At 67.2% G+C, this 20,476-nt stretch carries 19 protein-coding genes; 9 read left to right on the top strand and 10 right to left on the bottom strand.

Translation table 11 applies throughout. The features are described from left to right. Positions 1-13: 13 nt before the first annotated feature. Positions 14-1,219: a penicillin-binding protein activator gene (locus HRV97_RS07175; protein WP_174193399.1), complete on the bottom strand. Its 1,206-nt coding sequence runs from the start codon at positions 1,217-1,219 to the stop codon at positions 14-16. Here HRV97_RS07175 and rsmI point away from each other — a divergent pair. Further along, positions 1,218-2,066, top strand: a complete 849-nt coding sequence (gene rsmI, locus HRV97_RS07170; RefSeq protein ID WP_174193397.1) for a 16S rRNA (cytidine(1402)-2'-O)-methyltransferase — start codon at positions 1,218-1,220, stop codon at positions 2,064-2,066. The genes HRV97_RS07175 and rsmI overlap by 2 nt on opposite strands. A gap of 31 nt (positions 2,067-2,097) precedes the next feature. On the opposite strand, the gene HRV97_RS07165 is transcribed toward rsmI, so the two are convergent. Then, positions 2,098-3,861, bottom strand: a complete 1,764-nt coding sequence (locus tag HRV97_RS07165) for a methyl-accepting chemotaxis protein (protein ID WP_174193394.1) — start codon at positions 3,859-3,861, stop codon at positions 2,098-2,100. A 129-nt stretch (positions 3,862-3,990) separates the two neighbouring features. Here HRV97_RS07165 and HRV97_RS07160 point away from each other — a divergent pair, with 129 nt between their 5' ends. The 4 genes from HRV97_RS07160 (at position 3,991) to HRV97_RS07145 (ending at position 7,336) form a co-directional block, all read left to right on the top strand. Continuing rightward, on the top strand, positions 3,991-4,371 hold the full coding sequence (locus tag HRV97_RS07160) for a YraN family protein (RefSeq protein ID WP_174193392.1): 381 nt from the start codon (positions 3,991-3,993) through the stop codon (positions 4,369-4,371). Positions 4,372-4,874: 503 nt separating this feature from the next. Continuing rightward, entirely contained in the window at positions 4,875-5,840 is a 966-nt protein-coding gene (gene gshB, locus HRV97_RS07155) for a glutathione synthase (protein ID WP_174193390.1), read from the top strand. 45 nt (positions 5,841-5,885) lie between these two features. Further along, positions 5,886-6,491 carry a DedA family protein gene (locus HRV97_RS07150; RefSeq protein ID WP_174193388.1) on the top strand — a complete coding sequence of 202 codons (606 nt, stop codon included), beginning with the start codon at positions 5,886-5,888 and terminating at the stop codon, positions 6,489-6,491. An 87-nt stretch (positions 6,492-6,578) separates the two neighbouring features. Then, a protein-coding gene (locus tag HRV97_RS07145) for an IS5 family transposase (protein ID WP_174193386.1) occupies positions 6,579-7,336 on the top strand; the annotation gives its coding sequence in 2 pieces (ribosomal slippage) (positions 6,579-6,912 and positions 6,912-7,336; 759 coding nt in all). 16 nt (positions 7,337-7,352) lie between these two features. Here HRV97_RS07145 and HRV97_RS07140 read toward each other — a convergent pair. Continuing rightward, entirely contained in the window at positions 7,353-7,919 is a 567-nt protein-coding gene (locus HRV97_RS07140) for a Cas5 family CRISPR-associated protein (protein WP_174193384.1), read from the bottom strand. A gap of 236 nt (positions 7,920-8,155) precedes the next feature. Beyond that, positions 8,156-10,321, bottom strand: a complete 2,166-nt coding sequence (locus HRV97_RS07135) for a primosomal protein N' (RefSeq protein ID WP_174193382.1) — start codon at positions 10,319-10,321, stop codon at positions 8,156-8,158. A 108-nt stretch (positions 10,322-10,429) separates the two neighbouring features. On the opposite strand from HRV97_RS07135, the gene HRV97_RS07130 reads away from it, so the two are divergent. Then, entirely contained in the window at positions 10,430-11,146 is a 717-nt protein-coding gene (locus tag HRV97_RS07130) for a DUF4197 domain-containing protein (RefSeq protein ID WP_174193380.1), read from the top strand. A 19-nt stretch (positions 11,147-11,165) separates the two neighbouring features. Then, a complete protein-coding gene (locus tag HRV97_RS07125) occupies positions 11,166-12,068 on the top strand; it encodes a tyrosine recombinase XerC (protein ID WP_174193378.1) in 903 nt (300 codons plus the stop codon). A 191-nt stretch (positions 12,069-12,259) separates the two neighbouring features. Here the strand turns inward: HRV97_RS07125 and HRV97_RS07120 are convergent, their stop codons facing one another. The 5 genes from HRV97_RS07120 to HRV97_RS07100 form a co-directional block, all read right to left on the bottom strand. Beyond that, positions 12,260-12,514 (bottom strand): ATP synthase F1 subunit epsilon, encoded by a 255-nt coding sequence (locus HRV97_RS07120; protein ID WP_174193376.1) that lies wholly within the window; start codon positions 12,512-12,514, stop codon positions 12,260-12,262. Continuing rightward, positions 12,514-14,001 (bottom strand): F0F1 ATP synthase subunit beta, encoded by a 1,488-nt coding sequence (gene atpD / locus HRV97_RS07115; protein WP_174193374.1) that lies wholly within the window; start codon positions 13,999-14,001, stop codon positions 12,514-12,516. Before atpD ends, HRV97_RS07120 begins: the two co-directional genes overlap by 1 nt. Before the next feature lie 24 nt (positions 14,002-14,025). Beyond that, complete coding sequence (locus HRV97_RS07110; RefSeq protein WP_174193372.1) at positions 14,026-14,916, bottom strand: F0F1 ATP synthase subunit gamma; 891 nt, start codon at positions 14,914-14,916, stop codon at positions 14,026-14,028. A gap of 116 nt (positions 14,917-15,032) precedes the next feature. Then, positions 15,033-16,562 (bottom strand): F0F1 ATP synthase subunit alpha, encoded by a 1,530-nt coding sequence (gene atpA, locus HRV97_RS07105; RefSeq protein WP_174193370.1) that lies wholly within the window; start codon positions 16,560-16,562, stop codon positions 15,033-15,035. 3 nt (positions 16,563-16,565) lie between these two features. Continuing rightward, complete coding sequence (locus HRV97_RS07100; RefSeq protein ID WP_343044456.1) at positions 16,566-17,135, bottom strand: F0F1 ATP synthase subunit delta; 570 nt, start codon at positions 17,133-17,135, stop codon at positions 16,566-16,568. Between the two features lie 318 nt (positions 17,136-17,453). Between HRV97_RS07100 and HRV97_RS07095 the strand changes: the two genes are divergently transcribed. Both HRV97_RS07095 and HRV97_RS07090 read left to right on the top strand, forming a co-directional pair. Next, entirely contained in the window at positions 17,454-18,965 is a 1,512-nt protein-coding gene (locus HRV97_RS07095; protein WP_174193368.1) for a TadA family conjugal transfer-associated ATPase, read from the top strand. Between the two features lie 60 nt (positions 18,966-19,025). Continuing rightward, entirely contained in the window at positions 19,026-20,240 is a 1,215-nt protein-coding gene (locus HRV97_RS07090; protein WP_343044455.1) for an aspartyl protease family protein, read from the top strand. Here HRV97_RS07090 and HRV97_RS07085 read toward each other — a convergent pair. Further along, on the bottom strand, positions 20,234-20,452 hold the full coding sequence (locus HRV97_RS07085; RefSeq protein WP_246248583.1) for a hypothetical protein: 219 nt from the start codon (positions 20,450-20,452) through the stop codon (positions 20,234-20,236). The genes HRV97_RS07090 and HRV97_RS07085 overlap by 7 nt on opposite strands. Positions 20,453-20,476: the final 24 nt, after the last annotated feature.

The following is a 20,476-nucleotide window of genomic DNA, read 5'->3' as shown; positions in this document are numbered from 1 at the left end:
CGCCGCTAGTCGCTCAATCGTCGAAGCGCGTCGGTGCCGGCGACACAGTCACCGTGGTGCCGCCGCGCACCTCCTGCACCTCCAGCGCGCGCTCGGCGACCCCGTCGCGCCCGAACCGGAACGCGCCGTCGATCCCGGCAAAGCCGTCCGCGTCGCGCAACCGGCTCTGCGGGAACGCGCTGCCGACCCGCCAGTCGCGCGAGATCCGCACCACCAGCAACACCGCATCATACCCCAGGCTCGACAGCCGATACGGCGCCGCGTTGAAGCGCGCACGGTAGTTCTGCGCATACTGTCGGTACAGATTGTCCGGCACGCTCGCGAACCACGCGCCGTTCAGCGCCGCCTGGGTCGCGACCGCACGGTCCGAGTTCCACAATTCGGTGCCCAGCACCCGCGTCGACGGGCTCGCGCGACGCAGCAACGGTGCCGCCGCCGCCGCCGTCGCGCTGCCATCGGCGATCAGCACCGCGTCGAACGGCGCGTCCTTGTTCATCCGCATTACCGCCTGCGTGACCGCGGCCGGTGCGCGATCATAGGTCTGAAGCGACACCACGCGCCCGCCCGCCTGCTCGACCGCGCGCAGGAACACGCTCGACGCGCGCGATCCGTAGAGCGCGTTCGGCACCAGCCCGCCGAAATTCGTCACCCCCTGGCTGCGCGCAAAGGTCACCACGCGCGCGATCGACTGGCTCGGCGCGTAGCCGAGCACGTAGGTGCCGTTGCCTCCCAGGCTGACGTCGTTGGAGAAGGAGATCACCGGCACGCCCGCACGCCTGGCAATCGGTGCCACCGCGCGCACGTCGTCGGCCAGCAACGGCCCGAGGATCACCTGCGCCCCCTCCGCGATCGCGCGGTTCGCCGCCGCCGCCGCACCACCGGCAGTGTCGTAATTGGTGATCCGCACCTGCTGGCTGCGCGCGTCGAGCAGGGCCAATTGCGTCGCATTGGCGATGCTGCGTCCAACGCCGGCGTTGCTGCCGGACAGCGGCACCAGCAGCGCGACGCGGTTGCGCTCGGCATCCTGCGGCACGCCCGCGATCACCCCGCCCGCGTCGCCGCGCGATGGCCGCGGCTTCTGCACCGCCGGGCGATCGGGCGCAGGTGCCGGCCCGCGCGGCACCACCGTGGCGCAGGCGGACAGAAGTATCGCGCCCGCGAGCGCTAAACCCTTCGACACCGCGCGTGCGAGTTGCGGCCCCCGCTTCGATTCTGCCATGACACCCCTCGTGGAACCTCTATCCCCTGGCCTGTACATCGTCGCGACGCCGATCGGCAATCTCGGCGACCTGTCGCCCCGCGCCGCCGACATCCTCGCCCGCGCCGACGCGGTCGCGGTGGAGGACACGCGCGTCACCGCCGGCCTCCTCCGCCACATCGGCGTCAAGCGCCCGATGCTTCCCTATCACGACCACAATGCAGAGGGGATGCGCCCACAACTGATCGCGCGAATGGCCACCGAGGCGATCGCGCTCGTCTCCGACGCCGGCACCCCGCTCATCTCGGATCCGGGCTACAAGCTCGTGCGCGACGCCCGCGCCGCCGGCCACAGCGTGGTGACAATCCCCGGCCCGTGTGCCGCGATCGCCGCGCTGACGCTCGCCGCGCTGCCGACCGACCGCTTCTTCTTTCTCGGCTTCCTGCCCCCGAAACAGCACGCCCGCGCCGAGGCGATCGCCGAGGTCGCCGCCGTCCGCGCCACGCTGATCCTCTATGAGAGCGGCCCGCGCCTGTCCGCCTGCCTGTCCGCGCTAGCCGAAGGGCTCGGCGACCGCGAGGCAGCGGTCGCGCGCGAGATCACCAAGAAGTTCGAGGAAGCCGTCACCGGCCGCCTCTCCACCCTCGCCCAGCGCTACGCAGAGGCCCCGCCCAAGGGCGAGATCGTCGTGGTCGTCGCCCCACCCGAACCCGCCGCGCCGCCGAGCGAAGCCGACGCCGACACCGCGCTCGCCGAAGCACTCACCCGCCTCCCCGCCGCCAAGGCCGCGGGAGAAGTCGCCCGCGCGCTCGGCCTCGACCGCCGCACGCTCTACGCCCGCGCGCTGGAACTCAAGGGCGAGCGCTGATCCGCACCGCACGCGGGCGGCGAACTCCATTTCATACCGTTTTGACGCGCGGAGTTCCCTCCGCGGCGTGCAAGTCAGCGAAGAAGCGCTCGAATGCGCTGCTCAATCGCCGGGTACGACCCGCAATGCCACCGGCATCACCACGAAGCTGAGCCGAGAGGAGATCAACCTTCTCCGCACCCGCGACCGCGTTCGACACGCGGGAGGCAATCAGGTCCAGATCCGCCGCAGTGCCGGCGACATTGTGGCTGATGATCGCTCCCTGCTCGGCTTGCGTACCGATATCCTCGGCGAGTGCCGCCGATTGCTCGGCCAGACGGATCACGGTCGCCCCGACGATCCGCAGGCTCGTTCCGGCTTCGCCGGTCGTCGCGCGCATGCCGTCGACACGTTGCCCGATTTCGGCGGTCGCGCGTGCGGCCTCGACGGCCAAAGCCTTGACCTCGTTCGCGACCACCGCGAAGCCACGCCCGGCGGTTCCGGCGCGGGCTGCCTCGATCGATGCGTTCAATGCCAGCAGGTCGGTCTGCCGCGCAATGGCGCCGACCAGGTCGATCGCGGTCGCCACCCGATCGGCGTCCTCCGTCACCCGCCGCATCTGCTCGAGTAGGGAGTCGACCTGTTGCGCGGCCTCGCGTCCGTCTCGCGCTGCGTCCCATGTTGCGGCACGTGAACGGTCGAGCTCGGTCATGAATTGATCGGTCGCGGCGGCGATATCGGCAGCGCCGGCGGTGACGCGGCTGGTCGCCTCCTGCACCTGATCCAGCTCGGTTCGCGTCGACGCCGACAGGTCGGCCAGCGCCGCCGCCGCGTCGTGCAAGGAGCCCGCCGCGGCGCTGCTGTCCGCCAACGTCACTGCGGTTTCACGTTCCAACGCTTGAGCCGCGTCGGCCAGCTTGCCGCTGCGCTCGGCCTGTGTTGCATCAAGCGCGCGCTGTCGCCGTTCGGCCGCGAGCGTGCGTTCCAATTGCGCGGCCTGGGCGAGGCGCAACCCGTCCTGGTGGCGCGCCGCCGCCCGAAATACTTCGATCGCGCGCGCCATGCGGCCGATCTCGTCCTGTCGGTCGACGTGGGGCGTCGAACCGTCGGCGTCGCCGTTGGCCAGGCTGGTCATTGCACGCTCGATGTCGCGCAAGGGCCGTGCGACCATCCATCGCACCAGCAGCAGCGTCGCTCCCGCGGCAGCGAGGAACAGCACCATGCTCACTACCAGCCACAACATGGTTTCACGCCGCTCGACATCGCGCGCCAGAGTAAGCTGAACCGCCACCGCGCGTTCTTGCTCAGCGATCAATCGATCGGCCAGCGCCGAGGCGCGTCGCTCCGCCGGCCGGACCTGAGCACGAAAGCGCGCCAGTGCGGACGAACGCTCGCCACGTTGTGCCAGGTCGGCGGATCGACGCAGCAACGCCGATACGTCGCGCTGTTCGGCGACAAAGGTCGCGCAGTCGCGACCAGCAAAGGTTCGATCCTCGCCCAGACGATCAAGGGCGCTACTCATCTCGGGCAGCCGGCTCGCTACCTTGGCACTGATCGTCGCCCGCTCGGCCGGTTCGGGTTCAATGATCAGGTTCAACGTGTCGCGCTGCAGTGACCGGCTGAGCGATCGTATTTCGATCAATGCGACCCGAACTTTCTGGCGTGCCTCGACCTCGTGATGCGCAGCGACGATCCGGTGGCGGGCCGTTGAACCCATGATCCCGAGCAGCAGCACCAGACCGAGCATGATCGCGATCGGCGCGAGCAGCCTCGCGGTCAGCGTGCGGTGCCACGGGAGATGGTCGCTCTTGATCATGCCGCGCGCCCTAGGCGTACGTTCTTAACTGCGTGTGACAGCAAAACCACCCGGCCGCGCGATCGTGAACGCTGTGTGCCTGGCACCAGGCGGCTTGCCCTCCCCATCGGCTTGCCCCATCCTCGCCTGATGGCTCGCCCCGCCCCCGCCTGCGATCCCGATCAGCGCCGCGCGGCGGAGGCGAGCGGGCGCCGTGGAGAGCGGCTCGCTGCCTGGTGGTTGCGACTAAAGGGCTGGCGCATCCTCGATCGCCGCGTCCGCACGCCCGCCGGTGAGGTCGATCTCGTTGCACGCCGCGGCGACCTAGTCGCCTTCGTTGAGGTCAAAATGCGCCGCACCGCCGCCGAGCTTGACCACGCGATCGACCAGCGCCGTCTCGCGCGCGTCGCCGCCGCGGCCGAACTGCTGATGCCGCGCTATGCGCTCGCCGGTGAGGACATCCGCGTCGACGTGCTCCTGCTCGCCCCCGGCACCCGCCCGCGCCACATCGAGAACGCCTGGATCGGCTGAACGCCTCGCTCGAACACGCCGACGCCTGAGCCTGACACGGGGCAGCGCTGCCGTCCACGTTCCCAAAGCCACGACCTGCGCCGCCACGCCAAAAGGCCTCTGTCCTACGCGCTTACACCTCAGCCAGAACACTTTTGACCGACTCGATCCACTGTCATCCTGGACTTGATCCGAAATCCCGCTGCCTTTTCCTCAACCCATTTCAAGGCGGGCCCCCGGATCAGATCCGGGGTGACGAAAGATCGAGCGTCAAGCTGATAAGAATACGTTCAAGCTAATGAGTTGCGCGCTCTTTCTCATTGCCAGACCCGCCCTCCGCGACACCGCCGCGCCGCCCCTCCCCCTGGGCGCACCGCCGCGTCTTGGCGTGACCTTCGCATGACCTTCCGGCCCCACGAGCCGTTTTGGTGTGACCTTCGGGTGACCTTCCGCCTCACGTCCCCGCGGGTGACAATCACGCCGCCCACGCCTAGGTCAGCGAACCAAGCCTGCCCGGAGGAACCATGTCGCTCACCGTCGCCGTCCAGATGGACCCGCTCGACCAGATCAACGTCGCGGGCGATTCGACCTTCGCGCTGATGCTCTCTGCTCAGGCACGCGGCCACCGCTTGTTCCACTACGGGGCCGAGGACCTGAACTGGTCCGACGGCCGCCTGTGGGTGAAGGCACACCCGGTCACCGTGCAGCAGCCGACCAGCGCGGGTGCCGGCGACCACTACCGCTTCGACGCGCCCGTCAGCCTCGACCTCGGTGACACGGCAGACGTCGTGCTGATGCGGCAGGACCCGCCGTTCGACCTCGGCTACATCACCGCCACTCACCTGCTCGAACGGATCACCGACAAGACGCTGGTGGTGAACGAACCGGCACAGGTCCGCAACGCGCCCGAAAAAGTGTTCGTGCTCGATTACGCGCGCTTCATGCCGCCGACGCTCATCACTCGCAGCACCGACGAGGCGCGCGCCTTCCTCGCCGAACATGGCGCGATCGTGGTGAAACCACTCCACGGCAACGGGGGTAAGGCGATCTTCAAGGTCGAGGAAGGCGGGCTCAACCTGTCGGCCTTGTTCGAGGTGTTCAACCAGACCTGGCGCGAGCCGCACATGGTGCAGGCCTTCCTTCCCGACGTTGTGGAGGGCGACAAGCGCATCGTACTGGTCGACGGCATGGTCGCGGGCGCGATCAACCGTTTGCCCGGCGAAGGCGAAATCCGCTCCAACCTCGCGGTCGGCGGCTCGGCGGAGAAGACGGAGCTCACCCCGCGCGAGCGCGAGATCTGTGAAGCACTCGGGCCGGAACTCAAGCGCCGCGGTCTGATCTTCGTCGGCATCGACGTGATCGGCGGCGAGTGGCTGACCGAGGTCAACGTCACCTCGCCGACCGGCATTGTCGCGATCGAGCGCTTCGACGGCACCGACGTCGCCGGCCTGATCTGGGACGCGATCGAGCGCCGCGTGGCGGAACGCTGACGCGCTCGCCGCCGTTGCCTGCCGCATGACCGATACGATGCGCGTATGACCGACCTGGTCGTCCAATGGATCGCCTGGGGCGGCTATCTCGGCATCTTCCTGCTGATGGCGCTGGAGAACATCTTTCCACCGATCCCGTCGGAGGTCATCATGGGCCTGGGCGGTATCGCGGTCGCACGCGGCCAGATGGACATGGTGCCGCTCGTTGTCTGGGGTACCGCGGGCACGACCGCCGGCAACCTGTTCTGGTACGAGATCGGCCGCCGCATGGGCTACGCCCGCTTCCGCCCGTTCGTCGAGCGCCACGGTCGCTGGCTGACGCTCGATTGGGAAGACGTCGAGCGCATCCATACCTACTTCCAGCGCCAGGGCGGCTGGGTCGTGTTCGTGTTCCGCTTCATGCCGACGTTCCGCACCATGATTTCGCTGCCTGCCGGCATGACCGCGATGCCACTGTGGCGGTTCCTGCTCTGGACGTTCTTGGGCTCGGCGATCTGGAACGTCATTCTTGGCGGCGCGGGCTACTATCTAGGCACGCGTTTCGCCGCACTGGACAGATATGTCGCGCCGGTTGGCATCGTGCTGATGGCCGCGGCGGTGATCGTCTACGTCTACCGCGTAGTGACTTGGCACTACAGACGGGGGCACTAGCATGATCCGATCGGTGATCTTGCCCTAGGGTCAGGACCCATTGATGTGAGCGTCGCGATCTGATTCAGGCTCCGCAAGGAGACCGAGATGAGCGACCTTTTTTGGCTGGCGGACGATCAGATGGAGCGGCTGCGGCCGTTCTTTCCCAAGAGCCACGGCAAGCCTCGGGTGGATGACCGGCGGGTGTTGAGCGGCATTGTCTTCGTCAACCGCAATGGGCTGCGCTGGCGAGATGCGCCCAGCGCCTATGGTCCTCACAAGACGCTGTACAACCGGTGGAAGCGCTGGGGTGAGGCGGGCGTGTTCACGCGGATGATGGAAGGGCTGGCTGCGGTTGGCGCCGAGCCGAAGACGGTGATGATAGATGCGACCTACCTGAAGGCGCATCGCACGGCATCGAGCCTGCGGGTAAAAAGGGGGATCTCGGCCGCCTGATCGGGCGCACCAAAGGCGGTATGAACACCAAGCTCCATGCCGTTGCCGATGCGAACGGCCGCCCGTTGAGCTTCTTCATGACGGCTGGGCAGGTCAGCGACTACACCGGTGCGGCAGCGCTGCTCGATGACATGCCGAAGGCGCAGTGGCTGCTCGGCGACCGCGGCTATGACGCCGACTGGTTCAGGGACGCTCTCCACGCGAAGGGCATTCAGCCTTGTATCCCGGGCCGCAGGTCGCGCAACGAGCCCGTCAGATACGACAAGCGCCGTTACCGGCGCCGCAGCCGCATCGAGATCATGTTCGGTCGCCTCAAGGACTGGCGGCGCGTTGCCACGCGCTACGATCGCTGCCCCACGGCCTTCTTCTCCGCCATCGCTCTTGCCGCCACAGTCATCTTCTGGCTCTGATCAACGAGTCCTGACCCTAGCGAACAACTATCAACGGCCTGTCGAAATCCAGTCGCCCACCACATAATTGCGCACGAAAGAATGAAGGCGATTTCTCGCCCAGTGCGCGCAGTTCATACAACATCCAGCCGAGATCGGTCGTCATCGGCCTGAACGCGCCGTTCGTCGCCGCACCTTCGTCAGCTAGTTCGATCGTCGCAGGATAGTTTTCCAACCCGAGGTGCACCAGAGGTGAGATGCCGACCGCCTCATACAGATCATGCAGGTGGCTGGCCTCGTCGCCGGTCCAACCCACCAAATCCGCTGTGATTAAATAGCTCACGTCCTTGAGCACGAGCGCTCGTCGAGGGCCCCGCCCGGCAACAATCTGCTCCGTTTCGAATGTAATCGGATTCAAGACATCGATGCTGCGGAGCACCCAGTCGCTGCCTTGCGGCAGATAGAGGTTCCTGAGCATCCGCACTGCCACGAACGGCAGCATCACGTCGTAGGAGACGAAATCCTCGCTAAGTTCCGGCCGGCGGAAACAAGCGGTCGAGCCTTTAACCGAAAGGCAGATACGGAGGGCTGTGCTACTGTTCACCTCCTGTTCCTAGCAGATGTCATTGCTGGAGGATCGAGCTTGGCTCCACACCGGAGCAGCTTGTCGGCGATGCCTTGCCGTCCACGGCTATAACCAACTGGTCCGCTTTCGAGGGAGTTTCCCCGTGACGCTACAGGCCATCATCACGCTTATTGTCCTGCGTTTGACCTTCGAGATCAGCCTGAACGTGCGCTGGTTGAGGACCAGAGACCGCAAGCGTCGCAAGTGACGCTGATCTAAACGAAACTGTACGGGTCCACGTCCACGGCCACTCGCACCTTCGCCGACCAGACGAGCGCCGCTAACCAACCGCGAATAGCATCCTGCACGTCGAGTGTGCGGCGCGCATGCACCAGCAGGCGGAACCGGTGGCGTCCGCGTAGCATGGCCAGAGGTGCTGGCGCGGGACCATAGACGTGCATGCCCTCGACCTCGGGTGCGGCGCGCCCAATCGACAGCGCGGTGTCGTGTGCGGCAGCCTTGTCTTCGCTCGATACGATGATCGCGGCGTAGCGGCCGAACGGCGGTGCACCCGCGTCGCGTCGCGCCTCGACCTCGGCGGCGTAGAAAGTATCGGCGTCACCGGTGACGAGCGCCTGCATCACCTGCGCGCCGGGGCGGTGCGTTTGGATGAACACGCGACCCGGCTTCTCACCCCGGCCCGCACGCCCCGATACCTGACGGATCTGCTGAAACGTCCGCTCCGACGCGCGCAGGTCGCCGCCCTCCAATCCCAAGTCTGCGTCGACCACACCGACCAACGTCAAATTGGGGAAATGGTAGCCCTTCGTCACGAGCTGTGTGCCGACGACGATGTCGATCGCGCCCGCCTCCATCCGCCCGACGAACTCCGCCGCTTTCGCCGGTGACCAGATCGTGTCTGAGGTGACCAGCGCCACGCGTGCTTCGGGCCACAATGCCGCAACCTCGTCGGCGATCCGCTCCACGCCGGGGCCGCACGCAACCAGCGTATCTTCCTCGTGGCATTCGGGACACAGGCGCGGCACCGGCTCGACGTGGCCGCAATGGTGGCAGGCGAGGCGCCGCGTCAGCCGATGCTCCACCATCCAGGCGGTGCAATTCGGACATTGGAAGCGGTGCCCGCATGTCCGGCACAAGGTAAGCGGCGCGTAACCGCGGCGGTTGAGGAACAGCAACGACTGCTCCCGCTTCGCCAGCGTCTCATCGATGGCGGCGACCAGCTTTGGCGCGAGCCAGCGTCCGCGCGGCGGTTGTTCGGCGATCAGATCGATCGCCTCAATCGCCGGCATCTGCGCCGGGCCGAAGCGTTGCGGCAGCTTCACCTCGGCGTAATTGCCCTGCTCGACTTGCTGGCGGGTCTCGATCGCGGGGGTGGCGGAGGCGAGGATCACCGGGCAGCCCTCGAACTTGCCGCGCATCACCGCCACGTCGCGCGCGTGGTAGTGAACGCCGTCCTCCTGCTTGAAGCTGGTCTCGTGCGCTTCGTCGACGACGATCAGCGCGAGATCGGCGTAGGGCAGAAACAATGCCGAGCGCGCACCCACCGTGACGCGCGCCTCTCCGCTCGCGATCGCGCGCCACGCGCGGCGACGCTGCGTTGCGCGCAGGCCGGAATGCCACGCCACCGGCTCGCAACCGAAACGGTCGCCGAAGCGCTTCAGAAACGGCTCGGTCAACGCGATTTCGGGCAGCAGTACGAGCGCCTGTCGCCCCTGCCGGATCGCCTCTGCCACAGCCTCGAAATAAACCTCGGTCTTGCCCGAACCAGTGACGCCGTCGAGCAAGGTTGGGGCAAACGCACGCGCGGCGACGTCGCCAACGAGTCGCGCCGCCGCCGCCGCCTGCTCATCCGACAAGCCGGGCGGCGCGTGCGCCGGGTCGGGTTCGGGATACGGGCTGTCGATGTCGACCTCTACGCCCTCGATCGCGCCTGCCTTGACCAGCCCGCGGATCACCGCGTCACTCACCTCGGCGATGCCGGCGAGTTCGCGGATCAGCCCTTGCCGCTCGCCGATCCGCTCCAGCGCCTGCGCACGCTGCGCAGTCAGGCGATCTGGAACGTGCCCGGTCGCGCGATACTCGATCGCGGTGCGCGAGCCCTCGAGCGCGGTCGAGGACAGCGCCATCCGCACCACCGCGGCCGGCGGCGCCAGATAATAGTCCGCGGTCCACTCGACCAATCGCCGCAGCGGTGCCTTGAGCGGCGGCACGTCGGCGACGCCGACCAGGTTGCGCAGCCGGTTGTCGCCGACCTCCGAGTCGGACGGCAATCGTTCCGCCTCCCACACCACGCCCATCAACTGGCGCGGCCCAAGTGGCGCCACGACAATCGAGCCCGGCTCGACGCTCATGCCATAAGGCACGCGGTAATCGAGCGGACCGAGCGCGGAGTTGAGGACGAGGACACGAGCACGCGACATGATTGGCGTTCATGTAGGAAGTGGCGGCGGACCGCGAAACCGAGAAGTCGTTCAGCCGTCGTTACCCCATGCGCGACGATGGGGACGCGACACCAGAGGAGATGTTCAATGATGCCGTCCGCACAAGGGTTCGTTGGTCAGGCGACCAGCCGGCGTGGGTTCCTGCTCGGTGCGGTGCTCGGATCGGCGGCGCTGCTGCCCGGATGTGCGACGATCGGGACGAGCGGTGGACTGGACGAGGCACTACGCCGCCTGCTGACAATCTCGACCCAACGCGCGGTCACCCGACTGGTGCAGGACAATGGCTATCTGAACGATGCATTGGCACGCGTCACCATTCCGGAGACGCCGGGCGACCGTTCGGGCGCGGTGCTCGGAGCGTTGCTGCGATCACGTCCCGTGCAGGATCAGTTGCTGCGGCTGGTGAACGACGCCGCGGGTGAGGCGGCAGACCGGGCCGCGCCTGTTATCCTCGACTCGATCCGTGACCTGAGCTTCTCCGATGCGGTGGCGATTACGCGCGGCGGGCCGAGTGCGGGCACCGACTATCTCGAACGCGCGATCGGTCCGCGCATCATCGACGCGATGCTGCCTGAAATCGGCGACGCGCTGCGCAGCTTTGGCGGCGACGGCGTGCTCGGCCCGGTGATCGGCGCGGCCACGGGCGTCAACGTGGTCGGCTTGCAGCGCGTCGTCACGACACAGGCGGCGCGCGGTTTATGGCGCGCGATCGGGCGCGAGGAGGCAGCCATCCGCGCCGATCCGCGCTCGGCGCGTGACCCGCTGGTCGAGTCGGTATTTGCTGCCGGTCGCCTGCTGCGCTGATCCGGCGTAGGAATGCGCCATGGATGGTCCCGCCTTCGCATTCAGCATATACCTCGCGCAGCAGCGCCGCCGCTCAGTCCACACGGTGCGCGCCTATCGCACCGCGGCCGAGCGGTTGCTGGCGTTCCTGACCGAGCATTGGGGCCAGCCGGTCGACCGGGCTGCGCTGGCGCGGGTCAGCGCGGGCGACCTGCGCGCGTATCTGGCGCGGCGTCGCGGAGTCGAGGCCGCGCCGGCGGGCGGCCTCACCAACGCGTCGGCGGCTCGCGAACTGTCGGCGGTGCGCGCCTTCCTTGACTGGGCGAACGGCAGCGGCTCGGCGCCGGTGTTGAAAGGGCCGCGGGTGAAGAAGGGGCTACCGCGTCCGATCGCACCCGCGGAGGCCGTCGCGCTGGTTGCCGACGTGGCGGAGGAGAGCGACGAGCCGTGGGTCGCCGCGCGCGATTGGGCGGTGCTGCTGCTGCTGTACGGCGCGGGGTTGCGGATCGGCGAGGCGCTGTCGCTGACCGGCGCGGTGCTGCCGCTCGGCGAGACGGTGGCGGTACTGGGCAAGCGGGCAAAGACGCGGATCGTGCCGCTGCTGCCCGAAGTTCGTGCCGCGATCGAAGATTATGTCGCCCGCGCACCATGGCCGATGACGCGCGATGCGCCCTTGTTCCGGGGCGTGCGGGGTGGCGCGTTGTCGCCCGGCGTCGTCAGAGTGAAAGTGCAGCGCGCGCGCGGTCGGCTCGGCCTTTCCGACCGCACCACGCCGCATGCGCTCAGGCACAGTTTCGCGACCCACCTGCTCGGGCGCGGGGCGGACTTGCGCGCGTTGCAGGAGTTGCTCGGCCATGCGAGTTTGAGCTCGACGCAGGTATACACGCAAGTCGATGCTGCACACCTGCTGGACGTGTACCGCAACGCACATCCGCGCGCTTAGTCGATCAAAACAGCGCGAAGTGGAGGAAGTGGAGGTTCACACGCATGTTTTCCACATGCGTGCACGAGGGGGCTGACCGAGCATCCCTCTTCGCTAGCCACCGCGTTCTAAATAGGACAGGTGGCACTTCGGGTACGCCGTACCAACACGTCGCAGCGGAGCACGTCGCGACGGCTCCGCTGCTATAGAGATCAATCGGCGTGTTCGGCCAGCAGGGTCAGGCCGCGCGCGTTGACCTCGGCGAGGCCGCCACGCACCGCGATCGTCTCGGGCGCGGCGTTCGGCGTCATCTGCACCAGCACGTTGCCGTCGCGGATCGTCGCCATCAACGGCGCGTGGCCTTCGAGCACCGCGAAGTCGCCCTCGGTGCCCGGTACCGTCACCATATAGACCTCGTCCGAGCGCACGAGGCGCTCGGGCGTGACCAGTTCGAAGTGCAGCGCCATTACGCTTCCTGCGCCAGCTTCTCGGCCTTGGCGACGACCTCGTCGATGCCGCCGACCATGTAGAAGGCTGCCTCGGGCAGGTGATCATACTCGCCGTTCACGACTGCCTTGAACGAGCGGATCGTGTCGTCGAGCTGGACGAACTTGCCCGGAATGTTGGTGAACACCTCGGCGACGTGGAACGGCTGGCTGAGGAAGCGCTGGATCTTGCGTGCGCGGCTGACGGTCAGCTTATCCTCTTCGGACAATTCGTCCATGCCAAGGATGGCAATGATGTCCTGCAGCGACTTGTACTTCTGCAGCGTCGCCTGCACCGCACGCGCGGTCTCATAGTGATCCTGGCCGACCGTGCGCGGCTCGAGCACGCGGCTGGTCGAATCGAGCGGATCGACCGCCGGGTAGATGCCCAGCTCCGAGATCGCGCGGTTGAGCACGGTGGTCGCGTCCAAGTGCGCGAACGAGGTCGCGGGCGCCGGATCGGTCAAATCGTCCGCGGGCACGTAGACGGCCTGGACCGAGGTGATCGACCCCTTGTTGGTCGAGGTGATCCGCTCCTGCAGCGCACCCATGTCGGTCGACAGCGTCGGCTGATAGCCCACCGCCGACGGGATACGGCCGAGCAGCGCCGACACCTCTGCGCCCGCCTGCGTGAAGCGGAAGATGTTGTCGACGAAGAAGAGCACGTCCTGGCCCTCCTGGTCGCGGAAATATTCGGCGATCGCGAGGCCCGAGAGCGCGACGCGCGCGCGGGCGCCGGGCGGCTCGTTCATTTGGCCGTACACCAGCGCGACCTTCGAGCCCTCGCTGATCGCGTTGCCCGCCTCGTCCTTGGCGATGACGCCCGCGTCGAGGAACTCGTGGTAGAGGTCGTTGCCCTCGCGGGTACGCTCACCCACGCCCGCGAACACCGAGGTGCCGCCGTGGCCCTTGGCGATGTTGTTGATCAGCTCCTGGATCAGCACGGTCTTGCCGACGCCGGCGCCGCCGAACAGGCCGATCTTGCCGCCCTTCGCGTAAGGTGCGAGCAGGTCGATGACCTTGATGCCGGTAACGAGGATCGCGCTCTCGGTCGACTGGTCGACGAACAGCGGGGCCGACGCGTGAATCGGCGCGCGCAGGTCAGTCTGCACCGGGCCGCGCTCGTCGATCGGCTCGCCGACGACGTTCAGGATGCGGCCGAGCGTCATCGGGCCAACCGGCACAGTGATCTGGTTGCCGGTGTCGGTCACGTTCTGACCGCGGGTCAGGCCTTCGGTCGAGTCCATCGCAATCGTGCGGACGGTGTTCTCGCCCAGGTGCTGCGCAACCTCGAGCACGAGGCGGTTGCCGTTATTATCGGTCTCGAGCGCCGAGAGGATCGCGGGCAGGTGGTTTTCGAACGACACGTCAACAACCGCGCCGATCACCTGGCTGATGCGGCCCACATTGTTGCTGCCCGACACATGGGGGCGATCATCAAAAATGTTGGCATCGGGGACGGTGGCCATGTTCTGGTTCCTGCTTCTGAATGCTTAGAGCGCTTCGGCGCCGGAGATGATCTCGACCAGCTCGGTCGTGATCGCGGCCTGACGCGTGCGGTTGTACTGGATCGAGAGGCGATTGATCATGTCGCCGGCGTTGCGGGTCGCATTGTCCATCGCGTTCATGCGGCTGCCCTGCTCCGACGCGGCGTTTTCCAAGAGCGCGCGGAACACCTGCACCGCGACGTTGCGTGGCAAGAGATCGGCGAGGATCTGCTCCTCGCTCGGCTCATATTCGACCGCCGCGTCGCCGTCATTTGAGAGCGTGGGCGCGAGCTTCGGATCACGCGTCGGCACCGACACGGGGATGATCTGCTGCGTGGTCGGGATCTGCACCAGCGCCGACTGGAATTTCGCGTAGAACAGATGCGCGACGTCGAACTCACCGGCGGCGTAGCGCGCGAGCAGATCGTCGGCGATCGCCTTTGCCTCGTCGAAGCGCGCGACCTTCATCGTCGACAGGTCGTGGTCGGCGACGACGCCGGTCGGGTAGAAGCGCTTGATCACGCGACCCTTGCGACCGACGGTGTAGAAGCGGACGGTCTTGCCCGCTGCTTCGAGCTCCTCGGCCTTGCGGCGCGCGGCGCGGACGATGTTGGTGTTGAACGCACCCGCCAGGCCACGCTCGGAGGTGACGACCACCAGCATGTGTACCTGATCCTTGCCGGTGCCGGCGAGCAGCGGCGACGCGCCTTCGCCACCAGCGCGGGCGGCGAGGCTCGCGACCACGCTCTCGATCCGCTCGGCGTACGGGCGACCGGCCATCGCCGCTTCCTGCGCGCGGCGCAGTTTGGCGGCGGCGACCATCTTCATCGCCTTGGTGATCTTCTGGGTCGACTTGACCGAGTTGATCCTGATCTTGAGGGCCTTGAGAGACGCCATTCATTTCCTCTTGCCGTCACCGCGAGCGGATCGGGATCAGCGTTCGCCGGGGCCATGTCGCTTGGGGTGGCCCCCCTCCCAACCCTCTCCCCGGCGGGGAGAGGGCCTTGATATTTTTAAGCGAAGGTCTTCGCGTAGGAGTCGAGCGCGGTCTTGAGCTTGCTCTCGCTGTCCTTGCTCAGCTCGCGGCTGTCGCGGATCGCGGTCAGCACGTCGGCGTGCTGCTCGCGCATGTAGCTGAGCATCGCCGACTCGTAGCGCACGACGTCCTGCACCGCGACCTGATCGAGATAGCCGTTGGTGCCGGCGTAGATCGACACGGTCTGCTCCTCGAAGGGCATCGGGTTGAACTGCGGCTGCTTGAGCAGCTCGGTCAGGCGCGCGCCGCGGTTGAGCAGCTTCTGCGTCGAGGCGTCGAGGTCCGAGCCGAACTGCGCGAACGCCGCCATCTCGCGGTACTGCGCGAGCTCGAGCTTGATCGAGCCCGACACCTTCTTCATCGCCTTGGTCTGCGCGGCGCCACCGACGCGGCTGACCGACAGGCCGACGTTGATCGCGGGGCGGACGCCGGCGAAGAACAGGTCGGTTTCGAGGAAGATCTGGCCGTCGGTGATCGAGATCACGTTGGTCGGAATATAGGCCGACACGTCGCCCGCCTGGGTCTCGATGATCGGCAGCGCGGTGAGCGAACCGGCGCCATTGTCCTCGTTCATCTTCGCTGCGCGCTCGAGCAGGCGCGAGTGGAGATAGAAGACGTCGCCCGGGTAAGCTTCACGACCCGGCGGACGGCGCAGCAGCAGCGACATCTGACGATAGGCGACTGCCTGCTTCGACAGATCGTCGAACACGATGACCGCGTGCATGCCGTTGTCGCGGAAATACTCGCCCATCGCGGTACCGGTGTAGGGCGCGAGGAACTGGAGCGGCGCAGGGTCCGACGCGGTCGCGGCGACGACGATGGAATATTCCATCGCGCCATTTTCCTCCAGCGTGCGGACGAGCTGCGCGACCGTCGAGCGCTTCTGCCCGATCGCGACGTAGACGCAGTAGAGCTTCTTCGACTCGTCGGTGCCGGCGTTCGCCTGCTTCTGGTTGATGAAGGTGTCGATCGCGATCGCCGACTTGCCGGTCTGGCGGTCACCGATGATCAGCTCGCGCTGTCCGCGGCCGACTGGCACCAGCGCATCGATCGCCTTCAGACCGGTCTGCACCGGCTCGTGCACCGACTTGCGCGGGATGATGCCGGGGGCCTTCACCTCGACGCGGCTGCGCTGCTCGGCCTGGATCGGGCCCTTGCCGTCGATCGGGTTGCCGAGGCCGTCGACCACGCGGCCGAGCAGACCCTTGCCGACGGGGACGTCGACGATGGTGCCGGTGCGGCGAACGGTGTCGCCTTCCTTGATCTGCGCGTCCGAGCCGAACAGCACGACGCCGACGTTGTCGGCCTCGAGGTTCAGCGCCATGCCCTGCACGCCATTGGCGAACTCGACCATCTCGCCCGCCTGGACGTTGTCGAGGCCGTAGATACGCGCAATGCCGTCGCCGACCGACAGCACCTGGCCGGTCTCGCTGACCTGGGCCTCGGTGCCGAAATTGGCGATCTGGTCCTTGATGACGCGGGAGATTTCAGCGGCGCGGATGTCCATTACTCAGCCTTTCATCGCGCTGGCGAGCGCATTCAAACGGGTGCGGATCGACGAATCGATCATCTGGGAGCCGATGCGGACCACGAGGCCGCCGAGCAGATCGGGATCGACCGACAGGTCGACCGACACCTCACGGCCGACGCGGGTGCGCAGCTGCTGCTTCAATTCGGACACCTGATCATCGGACAGCGGGTGCGCGCTGGTCACCTCGGCGGTCGTCTCGCCGCGGTGGCGCGCGGCGAGCTGCCGGAAGGCGCGGATGATCGCGGGCAGCTCGCCCAGACGGCGGTTCTCGGCAAGCACGCCGAGGAAGTTCTTGGTGGTCTGGTCGACGCCGAGCTGGTCGGCGGTCGCGAGCACGGCCTTGGCCGCCTCTCCGCGCGCCACCAGCGGCGAGGAAGTCAGCGTGCGGAAGTCCGCCGACTGGTCGAGCGCGTCGCGCACGCGCGACAGGCTCTGCTCGACCTCGTTCACCTGGCGCGCATCGACCGCGAGATCGAACAAAGCGGTGGCGTAGCGTCCGCCCAGGCTCGCCTGGATGCTGCTACCATGTGTGCCGCTGGAACTATCCACGCGATCCGAATTCCTTGCCTAATAGTGTCCGCAACCAAAGGTGCTGGTCGCCGAGGATTTTTCCCCGAGCGAACGGATGGCGCACGCAAGGGCACCTCGCAAGGGTTGCCGGGCGCGTAGCATCACACCCCCGCGTTGACAACCGGGCACGCGTGACCGGGTGAAACGATGATGAACGGGAGATGATCCCGCGACGCTATTCCATCCGGCCTCGGCATTTTCCCAATCGCGTCGCCGCTAGGCCGAACATCCTATTAGGCAAATCGCAAGCCTTGCCGCGCTAGGCCAATGTCCGAAGAACCGTAAGGATCGTGGTGAATGAACGCGTTCGGGCGTCGTAATGGTATCGGTGGCGCAGGTGCGCGGCCCGGCTTCGGCGTCGCGCGGCCGATGCAGGGCGGTGGTTTCCAGAAGCCGGAGCCCGCCGGCGAGCAGTTCCCCGCGCTCGACACGCTGGCGCTGCCAGCCGAGGATTCGCTGACGCCGGCGTCGCAGCTCGACGCGATGCAGCGGCTCGCCGATCGTCAGGCCGCGTCGGCGGAATCGGGATCGAGCCGCGTCGAAGGGTTCGAGGCGTCGATCCACCGCATCAAGGAACAGGTGCTGCCCCGCCTGCTCGAACGCGTCGATCCCGAGGCCGCGGCGACGCTGGGCAAGGACGAGCTGGCCGAGGAATTCCGGCCAATCATCGGCGAGGTGCTGGCCGAGCTGCGCCTAACGCTCAACCGGCGCGAGCAGTTCGCGCTGGAAAAGGTGCTGGTCGACGAGTTGCTGGGCCTGGGGCCGCTCGAGGAGCTGCTCGCCGACGCCGACATCAGCGACATCATGGTCAACGGCCCCGACCAGACCTTCGTCGAGCGCAAGGGCAAGCTGGAGCTCGCGCAGATCCAGTTCCGCGACGAGGAGCACCTGTTCCAGATCGCGCAGCGCATCTGCAACTCGGTCGGCCGCCGCGTCGACCAGACGACGCCGCTCGCCGACGCACGCCTGAAGGACGGTAGCCGCGTCAACGTGATCGTGCCGCCGCTGAGCCTCAAGGGCACTGCGATCTCGATCCGCAAGTTCTCGGCGAAACCGATCACGCTCGACATGATGGCCGGGTTCGGCAGCATGTCGCCGAAGATGGCGACGGCATTGAAGATCGCGGGCGCGTGCCGGTTCAACGTCGTCATCTCGGGCGGTACCGGCTCGGGCAAGACGACGATGCTGAATGCGCTATCCAAGATGATCGATCCAGGCGAGCGCGTGCTGACGATCGAGGACGCGGCGGAGCTTCGCCTGCAGCAGCCGCACTGGCTGCCGCTGGAGACGCGGCCGGCGAACCTTGAGGGTCAGGGCGAGATCAGCATCCGCGATCTCGTGAAAAACGCGCTGCGTATGCGTCCCGATCGCATCATCCTGGGCGAAATTCGTGGGTCCGAGTGTTTCGACATGCTCGCGGCGATGAACACCGGCCACGACGGATCGATGTGTACGCTCCACTCCAACTCCCCGCGCGAGGCGCTGGCGCGTATGGAGAACATGGTGATGATGTCCGACATCAAGGTGCCGAAGGAAGCGATCAGCCGACAAATCGCGGACTCGGTCGACATGATTATCCAGGTCAAGCGCCTGCGCGATGGCAGCCGCCGCGTCACCAACATCACCGAGGTGATCGGGATGGAAGGCCCGGTGATCGTGACGCAGGAACTGTTCAAGTTCGAGTATCTCGACGAGAGCGCCGACGGCAAGATCATCGGCGAGTATCGCGCGATGGGTTTGCGCCCGTACACGATCGACAAGGCCAAGCAGTTCGGGTTCGACCAGGCGTATCTGGAAGCCTGCCTGTAAAGCAGCGACGATGAGCAACGCTTCGTAGCGACAGCGGTAGGGGCATGGTGCGAAAGAGCCGTGTCGCACGTCGCTTCGTCGCGCTACAGCAACGGTGTGTCGCTGTTCCTCGCCCTGCTCGTCGCTGCCGCCCCCCCAACCACACCGGCCTCGACGCTGCCCGCGGGCACGCAGGCTTTGTCGGCGGATCACGAGGAGCGCTGGATTCCCTTCGAGTTCACGCCGGGCAACCAAATCCGCTTCGTGATGTCGCTGGAGGGTCGCCCGGTGTCCGCGATCCTCGATACCGGTGTCAGCTATTCGGTGCTCGCGCGGCGTTACACCGAGGCGAACCGCCTGCACGTCCGTGGGCAGGCCAAGGCCGACGTGATCGGCGGATCGGTGCCGGTCGGCTGGGTCAAAACGCGCGCGCTCGCGATCGGCGGCTTGCGCCGTGAGGGTGGCGGGCTCGCGGTTGCCGACCTGCCTGCTACCGCGACCGGCAGCGCGACCGCGGTTGACCTGCTGGTCGGGCGTGACCTGACCGCCGATTACGCGCTCGACATCGATTACGTGCAGCGCCGCTTCCGCTTTCTGCGGTCGGGCCGCGTGCCATTCACGGGCACATCGTCGCCACTGACGATCGCGCCCGACCGGTTGGTGTACGTCAGCTCGGTGGTGTTGGGCGGTGCGGAGCTCAGGCCGATGGTGGTCGACACCGGCGATGGATCGGCGATCACGCTCAGCACCGCGGGCTGGGCCACCGCACGGATGCCGAGCCGCGCGACTACCACCACCGTGTCGTTCGGGCTCGCCGGCCCAGTCGTCAGCGAAGTCGCGATCGTGCCGCAACTGGTCGTCGGCCGCACGATCGCGCGCAACGTCGAGGTGCGCGTCGAGGCGAGCGGCGGCTTCTCCGACGCGATCGGCGTCGCGGGACGGATCGGCTCGGGGTTCCTGCAGAATTACCGCGTGCTGCTCGATCCCACCGCAGGGCAGATGCTGCTCAGCGCGAATGCGGGCGCGGACCAGCCGCCGCTGCGATCGACCAGCGGGCTGTTGCTGGGCGTTGCCGACGATCGGCTGAAGGTGCTGCACGTCATGCGCGGCGGGCCAGCGGCCGCGGCGGGGTGGCGTGACGGCGATCTGATCTGCCGGGTCGACGGCGCGGCGATCACGCCCGCATACCCGACCAGCCCGCTCGCCCGGTGGAGTGCGGGCACGCCGGGCCGCAGCGTGACGCTGCGCTTGTGCAACGGCACCGAGCGCCGGCTGACGCTCGCCCATTTTTACTGACCCTTGGCGAGCACCAGCAGCGCCACCGCCGCCCCGATCAGCGCGAGCATCTGCACCGTGTTCCAGTCGACCCAGCCGACCGCGTCGGGGTCGTGCCGCGTGACGCGTCGCCGCTCGCGGAACGAGGCAAGGATCGCGACGCCTGCGCACGATGCGGCGACGGCGCCTTCCGCCACCTGCGCGTCGCTCGCCGTGCTCACCACTTGTATCACGTCCATCGCTCGTCCAGCCTGCAC

The organism is Sphingomonas hominis (assembly GCF_013328205.1).
Lineage (GTDB): Bacteria > Pseudomonadota > Alphaproteobacteria > Sphingomonadales > Sphingomonadaceae > Sphingomonas > Sphingomonas hominis.
Note: the sequence above shows the minus strand (reverse complement) of the source record. Positions and strands in the feature narration are given on the sequence as shown.